At 39.4% G+C, this 13495-nt stretch carries 8 protein-coding genes and 1 pseudogene; all 9 read right to left on the bottom strand.

Annotated features, from left to right (window positions below; translation table 11 throughout):
- Positions 1–8 precede the first annotated feature (8 nt).
- The 9 genes and pseudogenes from LZ575_RS16485 to LZ575_RS16445 all read right to left on the bottom strand — a co-directional run bounded on the left by LZ575_RS16485 (position 9) and on the right by LZ575_RS16445 (position 13493).
- Positions 9–2884: pseudogene (locus LZ575_RS16485) on the bottom strand (TonB-dependent receptor).
- Between the two features lie 27 nt (positions 2885–2911).
- Complete coding sequence (gene ggt, locus LZ575_RS16480; protein ID WP_235325735.1) at positions 2912–4621, bottom strand: gamma-glutamyltransferase; 1710 nt, start codon at positions 4619–4621, stop codon at positions 2912–2914.
- 229 nt (positions 4622–4850) lie between these two features.
- A complete protein-coding gene (locus tag LZ575_RS16475) occupies positions 4851–5213 on the bottom strand; it encodes a peptide-N-glycosidase F-related protein (RefSeq protein ID WP_235330760.1) in 363 nt (120 codons plus the stop codon).
- A gap of 22 nt (positions 5214–5235) precedes the next feature.
- Positions 5236–6039, bottom strand: a complete 804-nt coding sequence (locus tag LZ575_RS16470; RefSeq protein ID WP_235325733.1) for a PNGase F N-terminal domain-containing protein — start codon at positions 6037–6039, stop codon at positions 5236–5238.
- A 334-nt stretch (positions 6040–6373) separates the two neighbouring features.
- Positions 6374–7258, bottom strand: coding sequence for a sulfatase/phosphatase domain-containing protein (locus LZ575_RS16465; protein WP_235325731.1), 885 nt, complete (start codon positions 7256–7258; stop codon positions 6374–6376).
- A gap of 74 nt (positions 7259–7332) precedes the next feature.
- The gene (locus tag LZ575_RS16460; RefSeq protein ID WP_235325729.1) at positions 7333–7926 is read right to left on the bottom strand and encodes a sulfatase-like hydrolase/transferase; all 594 of its coding nucleotides are present in this window, start codon (positions 7924–7926) and stop codon (positions 7333–7335) included.
- Positions 7927–8312: 386 nt separating this feature from the next.
- Positions 8313–10364: an alpha-L-fucosidase gene (locus LZ575_RS16455; RefSeq protein ID WP_235325727.1), complete on the bottom strand. Its 2052-nt coding sequence runs from the start codon at positions 10362–10364 to the stop codon at positions 8313–8315.
- Between the two features lie 188 nt (positions 10365–10552).
- Complete coding sequence (locus LZ575_RS16450) at positions 10553–11347, bottom strand: glycoside hydrolase family 16 protein (protein ID WP_235325725.1); 795 nt, start codon at positions 11345–11347, stop codon at positions 10553–10555.
- Positions 11348–11513: 166 nt separating this feature from the next.
- A complete protein-coding gene (locus LZ575_RS16445; RefSeq protein ID WP_235325723.1) occupies positions 11514–13493 on the bottom strand; it encodes a RagB/SusD family nutrient uptake outer membrane protein in 1980 nt (659 codons plus the stop codon).
- Between the last annotated feature and the right edge of the window lie 2 nt (positions 13494–13495).

Below are 13495 nucleotides of genomic sequence, written 5' to 3'. Positions count from 1 at the left end.
CCAAAATTTTAATTTAAGTTGAGACTAACTTTGGCAAAAAGAAAGCGTCCTCCCAGCCCGTATTGCAGGGCCTGGCGAGACCAGTCATAACGTCCACCACTTCTGTTCCCAAATTGTTCTTCGGCTCTGTCCGGGAAAATATCGAAAATATTATTTGCTCCTACTGTAAGAGTTAAAGCATCAGTAACACTATATCCTACTGAAAGATCTGTAACTATTTTTGAACTAAAAACCTGTCTCCCTGCTGGATCTGCTGATGCTTCGGTAGTTTCTCCGAAATAAACATTTCTAAGAAAGAAATTAAACTTATCCATAGAGAGATTATTAGTTAAATTAATTTTTGTTCGTGGTACAGATTCTTCTAAAAGAAGCCTGCTGTTCTCTGAAAAATAAGTATCAACAAGGCCCGCCCGTTCTAATTGTGGCGAGGCTTTTGTCTCTCCCACTTTAACTGTTTTTGAAAATGTTCCTGAAAGATCGGACCGCAGTTCTAAGCCATCTCCAAAGAAGGCTCTGTGCGTGATTACGACATCCAGTCCTTTTGATTCTGTATCAATAGCATTAACAAAGAAAGATGCCGCTGTTGCATTGGCCATGGATAAAAGATTGTCCAGTTCTGTACCTGTACCGGGACCTCTGAACTGTCCTGTATAGATGATCCTGTCATCAATGGCAACAAAGTATCCATCTACTGTTAGGGAAATATTGGCCTCGGGAAGTTTTGCAGTAAAACCAAGACTTGCACTTCTGGAGGTTTCCTCTTTTAACTGCGGAATTCCAAGAAGGGTTGCCGCACGACTTTCATTTGCAAAGGTTCCTACTTCTTGTGGAATACCGTTTGCCCCAAAAACAGTAGAGGTAGAATTAAAATATAACTGATGTAAGGAAGGTGCCCTATACCCGGTATTCGCGGCCCCTCTTATATTTATATTATCTGTAAGTTTATAGCGGCTGGAGACTTTAAAATTAAGGGTGGAACCAAAGTCTGAATAATCTTCGTAACGGGTAGCGAACGTAAGCAAAAATGCTTCAGTTAAATCTGCCTCTACATCGAAATATCCACCTATACTGCTCCTCATTCGGGATAGCTCATTGCTGGGGCTAAATCCGGGAAAAACCTGGGAACCGCCCGCTCTTGAGTTTCCGAAGAAATCCTGTGCAGGCTGTTGATCTGCCCTTGTCACCACATCACCTTCCGCAGTATATTGCTCATAAGAAGCTCTTTCCCCTGCTACTATTTCATACTGCTCCACCCGGTATTCTGCACCAAAAGCAATATTTAAACCTGCAAAAATTTCTTTATAGAATTGAGAAATATCAAGATTTGTGGTGTTTTGTGAAAATGAAAATCCGCCTGCATCAAAAGTAGTGGGACTGGAGCTCAACATGGAAGCATTGGAGGTATTCGAGATCAAATACATAAAACTGTTTCTTCCCCAGGTATTACTAAAATCTACATTCCAGTCTCCCACCATTCCTCTTATTCCCGCTGCAAAGGAAACATCATTAATTTTAGAATTTATTTCAGGAAGGAAACCATTTATATAAATAGGTGTGTACGTTCTGCTTTGATTGGGAAGCCTGTAAAAGCTTAAGCAGAATTTCCCTGGCGCGAACTTACACCTGAAAAAGCATAAAATTCTGTTCCTTCTTCATCAAAGGGAAGAGCCATGTTCATAAAAAACCTTCCTCCTCTTAATCCCGATTGCCCAACACGCATATTGAAGTCACTCCTTTGCAAATCTCTTGCTGCCAGTTCAGCCTCGGTTACGTCAAATGTTAATAAGGACTGCAGAGCCGCTCGATCGGGGGCAGCACCAATTGCATCTACAGTGGCAGCATCGAAATAATCAACATCCTGTGCAAAACCCTGAATTTGTTCATTATTTAAAAAGGAAATATCTGCACTTAAGCGTCTAATGCCACTCTTTCAATAGCATTATAGGCGTTAAAAATAGAACCCTCCCATTCTTTCATACGATTGTAAGGCTCCCTGAAATCAAAATCTCCTGCAAAGTTTATGTAACCTCCCTTATTTCCAAGTCCAATCCCGTAACTCGCTGCCACATTCACTGTTTCTCCATCTATTCCACTAAGTTTGTTCATTGGCATTTTGTGTGAAATTCGCCCCGGTAGTTATATCCACGTTAAGTTCATTTACATCGCTCTTAAGAACAATATTTATTACTCCGGCAATTGCATCAGAACCATATTGAGCAGCAGCTCCATCCCGTAAAACTTCAATACGATCAATGGCAGCAGCAGGGATAGCATTAAGATCTGTTCCCACACTTCCGCGGCCAAAGGTTCCGTTTACATTTATTAACGAGGTATTGTGTCTCCTTTTTCCATTTATTAAAACTAAAACCTGATCTGGCCCTAATCCCCGCAAAGAAGCAGGATCAATATGGTCTGTACCATCTGCAATTGTTTGGGTATTGGAAGAGAAAGATGGTGCAACATAATTTAGCATTTGATTCAGGTTCACCTGCGGTACCGCAGTGGAAAGTTCCTGGATATCCAGAACATCAATTGGTACAGTAGATTCTACCACGGTTCGGCTAGGCCTCCTGGACCCGACAAGAACAACCTCATCCAGAGCCATTCCTGCCACCAGTTTTACATAAATATCCTGTTCTGCAATTACAACCTCACGGCGATCAAATCCCACAAAGGTAAATACCAAGGTTTCTCCAAGATTTGCTTCCAGGGAAAATTTCCCGTCAAAATCTGTAACAGTACCCCTATTAGTCCCTTTAACAGCGACGGAAACTCCGGGTAAAGGTTGTTCATTATCGTCAACGACAGTTCCTGTTATTTCACCTGATTGTCCAAAGGACAACCAGCCGCAAAAAAGGAAAATAAATAGTAAATAGTTTTTCATAATCAAATGTTTATACGTTAATAATTATTAGAATCCCGCAGCAGCATCATCGCCTCTGGGATCTGCTCCTCCTTCAAGAGAACCGTTTGGAAGTCGTAGAATGGCATCGACTTTCCCAATAATGGTAGATTTTCCCTCGTTAGGCTCGTAACCTTTTGCCCTCAGATTTTGAAGGATTTCCTTATCAAAACTGTTGGGTTCAAAAAGAATTTCATCAGGCAGCCACTGGTGATGAAATCTTGGCGCCTCAACAGCTTCCTGCATGGACATGTTGAAATCGACCACATTGAGAATAGTTTGTAACACAGAAGTTATAATTGTAGACCCTCCCGGGGAACCAAGAACCATAAATAATTCGCCTTCCTTTTCCACTATGGTTGGCGTCATAGAACTCAGCATTCTCTTACCCGGCTCAATGGCATTTGCTTCAGTTCCTATAAGACCAAACATATTTGGCACTCCGGGTTTTGCACTGAAGTCGTCCATTTCGTTATTTAGGAAAAAACCAAGTTCTTCAGAATATAATTTCGAACCATACGCGCCATTGAGAGTGGTGGTGACAGAAACAGCATTTCCCTTATCATCAACAATAGAATAATGAGTTGTTTCCATACTTTCAAAACCAGAAATTTGGCCATGTTCTAAACTACTGGAAGGTGTTGCCCGGGAAAAATCGAAATTGCTCATTCTCTCCTTAAGATAATCCTCACTGAATAGTTCTTTTGTGGGAATATTCACAAAATCAGGGTCTCCCAGGTAAAAACTACGGTCTGCATATGCCCTTCTTTCAGCTTCGGTAATCACCTGTATTATTTTTTCAGAATTATGTTCAAATTCTGAAATTGAAAACGGCTCAATCATCTTCATTATCTGCCCGAGTACAATTCCTCCGCTGGAAGGAGGAGACATCGCGTGAATGGTAAGTTCTTTATATTTAAAAGTTACAGGATCACGCCAGCGTACTTCATATGCGGCGAGATCTTCCATGGTCATAATTCCTCCATTTTCCCGTACGGTAGCAACCAATTTCTCACCTATACTGCCATTGTAGAAAACGTTCCTACCTTCATTCACAATCCATTCCAGAGTATTTGCCAGTGCAGAATTCTTTAGAGTATCTCCTGCAACGAATCCTTGTGCAAAAAGAATGGTATCCTTATTTACTTCCATGAAATCCTCAAAATAACGGCTCATAGCCTGCTCCTGATTCTCTGATACCCGATATCCCTTTTGCGCCAGGGCTATAACAGGAGCAAGAATTTCCTCAATTGGAAGGGTACCAAACTTTTCATGAACGGCAAAGATTCCTGCAACCGTTCCGGGTACGCCTGCAGCCAGACCTCCATACCTGCTTTTTCGAGAGTTCACGTTGCCTTCTTCATCAAGATACATATTTCGGCTAGCTGCCATTGGTGCTTTTTCCCTGTAATCTAAAGCTCCGGTTTCACCATTATTCAAACGGTAAACCATAAAACCTCCACCCCCTAAATTTCCCGCATAGGGATATACTACGGCAAGTGCCATTTCAGTAGCCACCATAGCGTCAAAAGCGTTGCCCCCTTTCTTTATTATGGATAATCCAATTTTGGAAGCTTCCTCCCTTGCCGAAACTACCATTGCATTTTCAGCTATTAGACCTTGTTTTTCTATAGTATGAGGCGCTAAGGAAGTATCTTCATTGGTCTTACAACCCAGAAAAAAAGTAAGGACGAAAAATAAGGAAAGAGTTGATCTCATTGAGAAAGGTCAAGATTAGTAAAGGGTGAGATCCTTAAAAGTAAGAATTGGCTCCCTCTTCTTTTCTTAAAATTTTATTAAACCTTTCTATTTTGGCACTCCAAATATCGTTTAAAAGAAAAATAAAAACCCCCGAATACAGTGAATTTTACAGGGTTTTAGTTGTATTTGAAGCTTTAAAAGTACTCGAGCGGGAGTACTTAAAAAAATTGATTTTGCCTTTTTTTACTTATTCTTTTTTATAAGTAATATACGCTGACACAAGCCAATGATTAAGTTTATCGCCATTTATTGGAGTACCGTCTATGGAGATATTTACTTGGTATGTGCCTTTTTTTAAATCACCCAGTTCAGCTACCTTAGGGCTAACTTTAGAGCCGGGGCACCAGTTGGAGCGGGAAAGATCGGACGAAGCTAAACGCTCTTCAATTTCTTTAAATACCCTTTCCCGGTTACTGTTATATGCATAAGCAGTATCTTTTCTTGTCCATACTCCCGATGAAGGATTAAATCTTCTAAAGGCGGCACAGTCATCCCGCCAGGGAATGAAATTTATAACCACCTCATTATTGACACTTACTTTATTTCTAATTTTAATAAATTCATCACCCCCGCTATGTCCGCCATGGTAGAGTTGTGATGTAATGAATTTTTACATCCTCTGCATTTTGAGGAAGTTCAAATTTTGTTACCAAATCCTGTTGTGAAAAGACGTCAGGATGTTTTTGACCTGCATAATAAATAGTATTTACGAGAGGAATTACCATTCGTTTGGCAAGTGGCCTTCCAGAATACTCCAGGGAAACATCAATAAGATATCCTTCAGCTGTCCAGGTGTCTATCCATACACCTACTATAATTTCGCCCTGGAGTTCTTCTGCCAATTCGCTTATATCTTCTTCCCACACCACCTCTGGTGCCCAATTCGGAACTGAAACTGGTCTATTATACCGTATTTTTGGATGAGCTTTTTCATCGCTGTAATGACCCACTCCAAAAGGGGTCATAAATCTCAATATTTCCAGGGCAGGGTTGTAATTTTTTGACTTTATAATTCCAGGATAGCCACCTGGTCCGGACAATTCAGGAAAAGAAGCTTTACCCAGGGCTATATCCCTAATATCAATATTTTGAGGATCGGTAATAACAAAAAGTGATCCCGATTTATCCCATGCATCTCCTGCTGATTTGAGGGTCATTTTCACTTTAACGTCTGTACCTTTAGGAAAAACGGGAGCTTTTATTTTTTTAAACACAATGCGACCGTCCTGTACTCGCTCCATTGTAAGAGTATCACCTTTAACTCCATTAAAATTTACAGGCTGATCTTTAAATATCTCTACTACATAGGGTTTCTGAGCCTGGATTTTACCACATATTACAAAAACCAAAAACAGCAGAATTATATTATCTCTCATTTATTTTAATTTCTATTTTACAAGAATCTCATCATTAGACCCTAAGGAATCACCTCCGCAAGTGGAAAGAACAAAACTTCTCCTTCTATTTTAATAAACCTGGTCTTAATGAAATTCGCCTAATTATTAAATTTTCTTAATTATTTCTATTATTTCTGAATTTCCTGAAAGTATCCCTTACCTACATTTAAAAGATAAGAAATTAAACTTCTTTGCATTTTAGCTGTGGATTGCTCATCTCCTGACTTGTAATTTTCGTCCATTATATTATACCGCATCCCTATGTGGAAATACCTCCAATATTATAGAGAGCCCGCAGGAAATTTTAACCCTGTTATCTCTCCCTTTCTTCATAAAGCTGAATATAATAATTATCAAGTTCTTCTGAGTCTTTATACTTTTTCCGGATCTCTTTAAGTTTTTGCGTCATTTCCTCCCGCACTTCTGCGTATCTGGGATCGTAATAGACGTTGTGCAGCTCCTGGGGATCTTTCTTTTGATCATATAGCTCCCATTCATTAATGTCGTAGTAAAAATGAATAAGTTTATAATCCTTTGTGGCTATTCCATAATGCCGTTTTACCGCGTGTTCTCCGGGATATTCATAATAATGGTAATATACAGCATCTCTATCCCACGTCTCTTTCTTACCTTTTAGAAGAGGAACCAGACTTTTTCCCTGCATATCTTCGGGAGCATTTATTCCGGCTATTTCCAAAAAGGTCTGGGCAAAATCCAAATTCTGCACCATTTCTTCTTCGGTGGTACCTGCGGTGATTACGTTAGGCCATTTGATTAATAGTGGAGTCTTAAAAGATTCATTGTACATAAAACGTTTATCGAACCAACCGTGTTCTCCTAAATAAAATCCCTGGTCGGAGGTATACACTACTACTGTATTCTCATCCAGATGTTGTTCTTCCAAATAATCCAGCAGTCGACCTACATTTTCGTCAACCCCGGCTATGGTACCCAAATAATCCTGCATGTATCGCTGATATTTCCATACCATTAAAGTAGAGTCATTCATCCCGGGAAATTTTTCTTCAAATTCTTTTATAATAGGATCATAAACTGAGTCCCAGGACCTGCGCTGTTCCTGATCCATTCTATCAAGTGGACCAGTGGTATAGAACATGTCCTCTAAACCAAATTTCTCTATAACTTCACGGGAAAGTTTATTGTCATACCCCAGGGTCATGTGCTTATAAATATTCATCTCAGCCGTTTTTGCGGCAGTACTGTAAGGATTGAGACTCCCTTGCTTATTAAGTTCATCGCCAGAGGAAGGGCTTAGGTGATGGAAATACGTTTATAATCATCAAAAAGGGTGGCGGGTACCGGAAATTCTTTTTGGGTGAACTCTTTATAATGTTTTTCCGCAGGTAGCCAGGATCTATGTGGAGCCTTATGAAGATACATAAGTAGAAAAGGTTTATTAACGTCCCGGCGGTTATCAAGCCAGTCTATTGTAAGATCGGTGATAATATCTGTAACATACCCCTTTATTATAGTATCTCCCTTTTCTGTAATAAATTTAGGGTTATAATAATCTCCCTGCCCGGGCAATATTTTAAATTCATCAAAACCTTTAGGATTGTTCCCAAAGTGTAATTTTCCAAACATTGCAGTTTGGTAACCTGCGTCCTGGAAGAGCTGCGGGAACGTAACATTGGTAGTATCAAATTTGCTAATGTTATCAATTTTCCCATTGAGGTGAGTGTGTTTTCCAGTCAAAATAGTGGCTCGTGAAGGGGCACAGATTGAGTTCGTGACAGAGGCATTGGTAAATAACATTCCGCCTACTGCAATACGGTCAATGTTTGGCGTGTGGGTGAGTTTGTCACTGTAAGCACTAATCGCCTGATAGGCATGATCATCAGACATAATGAAAACTATGTTTGGTCTTTTATTTTTAGTTTCCTTTTCAAGCTCATTCTTCTTTTTACAGGACAACAGCAAGCTAAGTTAAACAAAAAATTAAAGCAATATGATTTATTTTAAGCATACAATATATAATTAACCTTTACCATTTTCTGATAATAGTAATACAGGAGCATATCATAAAAAGTCAATACTAGTTTTTTGGTGTAACAAATTTAAAAGGCGATTAACATTCTGCGCTTCAGCATAGATGAATAACAAAATGGCTATTTCGAAAAATAAAAAAACTAAACAAATTAATACATTATAAATTTATTCTTGGATTTATAATGTATTTTAAAATTAAATAGTCTTAAAATTTATATTTATCTCACTTATCCACCTATTACCTAGTCAGTTATAACACCTATTTCAGCAAAACCCATTACCCCTGAAGCATCTGCACTGCGTTTACTGTAGAATTTAAAATACCTGGCTTGTGTTGGGTCAAATGCTATACGTTGTTCAATTGGATTATTTTTAATATTTGAAAACTCACCTTCACTGACTTTTTTCCAGATTTCACCATTTTCACTTACTAAAAATTCATAATCAGCGAGGATGCCTTGCGGATAACGAGTTTGGTGTGGCAAATAGGTAAATCCGCTTAAAGTATAAGTCTTTCCCAAATCCACGACTACATCCTGGGGCAAATTTCCTTTTTTAGTCCAGATGGTATTTTCATCGGCATCTATGATTGCTGTAGCTCCTTCATTTTCATTTAATACCTTCCAGTTTTTCTTCGGAATATCAGCTCGGAAATTAGATACTTCGCTGTAGGTATCAGACTGAGGATTATAACCTACGGCTTTTACCTCAGTAGGTTTGTCGATCAAAAACTTTTCAGAATATATCTCTGAGGATTTATCAGGATTCTTTCCATTCAAGGTATAATATACCTCCAATCCTTTGTCATAACTGTTCACCGTAATAGTGCCTTCTAAGTCCTGTGAAATCTCCGGAGCTTGCATTACTAAAGGGGCACGATAAACTTCAATATTTGAAATTAGTGCTCGGGCTTTGGCATCTTCGATTTTCAGACGCAAAGCGGTAACCTCAACGGGATCAAATCTTAAAATCCGTTTGTAGCCAATTGTAGTTTCTGAAGCAATCTCTTCCCAATTTCCTTCAATCTCGCCCTCAAGCTTAAATTCTTCTACCCTTTGTCCCAGTGCGATATGTTCTTGTACCAGAAACCTATTAATTTCTGTAGGGCGCTCAAAACTTAGAATGATTTCACATTGTACAATACCTTCTTCAGGCATCCAGAAAGTATTATCATTTCCATCAGTTAATGTGGAAGCACTAAAATTTGAATCAGCAGTAGAAGAAGTCTTTACCTTCGCATTGGTAGCCAAATTGTTTGCAAAATCTTTGTCTAATTGTTCGCGTAATTTCATTAATTGCTTAACATCGTTCTCATGAACAATTCCACGCGCGTCCACGGGCAAATTGAGTAATAGTGTTGCATTTCTTCCTATTGATTTGTAATAGATATCGAGCAGATGCGGAAGACTTTTTACCTGGTGGTCTTCCCGCTTGTGATAATACCAACCCGGTCTTATAGAAACATCAGCTTCGGCCGGGATCCATTTGTCACCATCTTCATTTCCGGTTTGTGAGGCTCCACTTCCGGGCTTAAAAGTACTCCAGTTTGTTTTTGCTCCATAACCATGTTCATTTCCTATCCAGCGTATATCAGGATTTCCTCCACTGAATATTACGGCATCAGGCTGATGTTCCCTGATAATCTCTGTAATCCTATCCCATTGATAATATGTTGCATCGTCAATTTTTCGATCTTCATTAGCTCCTCCGTAGAAACCAGTTCCTCCATTGGCCCCATCAAACCAAACCTCGAATAAAGGACCGTAATTTGTCATTAGTTCTTCCAATTGCTTGTGAAACACTTCTACATAGCCTTCCCGGGCATATTCCGGATGGTTCCTGTCCCACGGAGAGAGATAGACTCCGAATTTAAGTCCATATTCTTTACAGGCTTCGGCCAGTTCTTTTACCACATCACCCTTACCATCTTTCCAAGGCGAATTTTTTACTGAATGTCCTGTGGTTTCGGTAGGCCAGAGACAAAATCCGTCGTGGTGTTTTGCGGTTAAAATAATCCCTTTCATTCCGGCATCTTTCGCAGTTTTTGCCCATTGGCGAGTATCGAGTGCAGTAGGATTAAAATTCTCCGGAGATTCCCCTCCGTCACCCCATTCCATATCGGTGAAGGTGTTCATATTAAAATGAATAAAAGCATAGTATTCCATATTCTGCCAGGCTAACTGTTGTGGGGTAGGCACCGGGCCAACGGCTTCAGGTCCAGTTTTCTTTCCGCTTTTACAGGACACAATACTGAATAAGAACAGGAGCAGGAAGATTGGTTTTAAAATGTTCATTTTTTGTTTAATTGGAAGATGTTTACGAGTTTGACAGGCTTTGCAGCTTTTTATTTTGATCTAAGGATAGAATTAATTTCTGAAATTATTAAGTTCTTTATTCTGACGGGAAATTGAACTTCTGTTGCAATTCCACATCATTTATGCATAAGGCGGGCTATTAAAGTGAAAGTTTAAACTAGCTCATTTTAATTTTCCTGGTACACCCTCACCCAATCTACTATCATTTCTACTGGCAAATCCTTATCATGAATTTCTCCAACCCATGAAACACCTAAAGCCTGGTCCAGGATAATGTAGAATTCCTGATCAAAAGGCCACTGTTCTGTAGTAGATCCCTCAATCCTGGGATAAGTGAATGTTTTTTCTCCATTTAAAAAGAAGTCCAGTCTGTCAGGATACCATTCTAAACCGAAGACATTAAATTCCCCTTCTTTAAAAGCGGCTGTCGCAAAGTTAATTGGGGTTTCTTTTTTGTGCTGGACATCCACATAAGTACTGTGGATAGTTTGATAAACAATAGTATCAAAATTAAGATGTTCCATTATATCGATTTCTCCACTATGCGGCCAACCTCCATATTGAGGGTCCTGTGGCATCATCCATATCGCTGGCCATGAGCCCTTTCCTTTGTCCAGCCTTGCACGAACTTCCACCTTCCCATATTTAAAAGAAAAGTTGTCTTTCGTTTGAATGCAGCCAGTTTGGTATTTAGTACTATCAGCCTCTGTGGTAATTATTCCTCGCAGATGGAGTTTTCCGTCCTTTACTAAGGTGGTTCCGGGATTATTTGCACAATAACAGTTCCAGTTGGCATTACCACGACTCGAAAACTCCCAGTTCTCAGAGTTTGGTGCTCCAGTATTTTCAAATTCATCCTGCCAGACAAGGTTCCAGGATGAGGCTCCTTTTTGTCCCATACAGGAAAAAAGACCAGAAAACACCCCAAGTGCGATGAGGAAGAAGTTTAGATTATTTTTCATGATTTAGCTCTTATTATGATGAACTATATTTTAATAGGATGACTTTCATAATATCCATTGTTTCTTCTGAATTTTAAATATTTAAATCCTATATGTACCTTTCGGTATTTTACCCCCTCTATTCGGTACATATAGGAAATATGGCTAACCCATTTAAAATTCAGCACTAAGTACCTGCTTCTTTGGACCAACCCGGATTTTGATAAATTACTGATTCAGATAAATTAGAAGATCCACCTGGGATAGTTATTAAAAAATGTTCTGTGGCAATAGGATTTAAATAATGAGCGAAAGCCCATGAATATCCCTCGCTTACCGGGTTACCGGAACTTGTATTTATACGGTAAGGCATCAGGTAATCACTTTCAGCACTACTTGAAACATTAGGAACTCCTCCTTCACCAGGCTCTATTAAAATTGAATTCCCATTTTCGTCCACATACCATTCAGACATTGGACCCCAAAGCTTAAAACCTTCAATTACGTGTGGTTCATTCTTTAATTGATCCAGTGCTCTCCATCGCTTCAAATCGAAAAGGCGCATCCCTTCAGCTATTAATTCACTTCGTCTTTCTCTTCTGATGTTATACATCACAGGATCATTAAGTAAGGTACCGGAAGAATAAGCAGCAAAATCATTTTCAGCCTCTTTGGATATATCTGTTGCGGCGACAGTGATTGTAAAGTCGGGTTCTACACCAGCTCTTGTCCTGATTTCTTTCCAATATTCGGAAGCTTTGGAATTAATGGCTCCCTCCATCAAGTAAGAAGCTTCAATGTAATTCAGGTAAGCTTCGGCAGCACGAAAAACTATACTACCTATAGATCCATTGTTGCCTTCTGTATTACTTGCCAGGTATGAAAAGCCTTTTTTTACAGAATATCCTGTCACGTCCTTTGTTTCCTGTAAGCCTGTAATATCAGGTACTCCAATTAGAATTGGACTTCCATCTGGTGCTGCTGCATCAATTAGTCTCAGCTCTCCCGGAGCTTTCATAAAAAGCTGAAGTCTGTGATCTCGATCTTTTTTGACATCTTCAATAAAATCATCCCCCTCATAACCAGAACCGGGAGCATAAATGGGTAAGCCGTTGGCCATTAAAAAATTATCTACTAAGCTCCTTGTATACCCTGAATTGCCTCCATTCTGATTCATGTAGTGGTTAACATTATGACTTATGCCCAGGGTTGGGTCGTAATCTCTCCATAATAAAACCTCCTCATAAGATTCTAGATTATCAGAACTAAACATAGTAAAATAGGGATTACTGGAGGAATTATACCCAATATCCTCATTAGGATTGTTAGGCACTAATGAAATAACATCTGCTACCCTGGAAGATGCGTCCATAGCTTCGGTTAGAAAATAGTCGATTTCAGCATCAAGACTTATATTAAAATCATTTACTAATCCCGTACCAGGCCAGTTGGGACCTCCCGGTACAAATGGAGTTCCTTTATGGTACGTTAACCAACTTCCCTCGTGAAGTGCTACTCTTGATTTTAATAAAAGGGCTGCATACTTTGAAATCCTGTTCTTTCCATTAGGTGGTGTCTCTTGTAATAACTCAATGGCAGTATTAAGATCTGAAATAACAAATCGTGCTACTTCATTTCTTGGTCTTCTTTTAGATTCAGCAATAAGTTGTTCAATATTGTCTTCGAGAGTATTTTTGACAATTGGAAAATCACCCACTGCCTGTACTTTCTGAAAATATTCATAGGCACGAAGGAAATAAGCTTCACCTATATAATGTTCAACATTTTGCGGAGTTCCAGCAATTTCTCCTGCTTCCCATTTAGGAACCACAGTTTCTAAAAAATAGTTTAACTGTCGGATATTTCCAAAGTTCCAAACTCCCCCTGATTGTGGCACTCGCCACTCACCTGGAGCCCAAATATCACTATAGCCAGAAGTAGCCTGATTATCTGTATGATTATCCTGGGCAAAAGTACCCAGGCCCCATCCTCCATGGGTTTGAAAGTTATATCGGGCAATAGTATAGGCTGCCAAATCCGCCTCTCTATTTAAATAATCATCGGGTGTTACATCAGAGAGAGGTTCCCTTTCCAAAAACTCTTCGACTTCGCAACCTACGAGAAAAAGCATTGCCATAATGGCAAAAACTGGTTTTATTAATTTCATAT

This window comes from Antarcticibacterium sp. 1MA-6-2 (assembly GCF_021535135.1).
Classification (GTDB): Bacteria; Bacteroidota; Bacteroidia; order Flavobacteriales; family Flavobacteriaceae; genus Gillisia.
The sequence above is the reverse complement of the archived record's forward strand: the minus strand, read 5'-3'. Positions and strand labels throughout refer to the sequence as shown.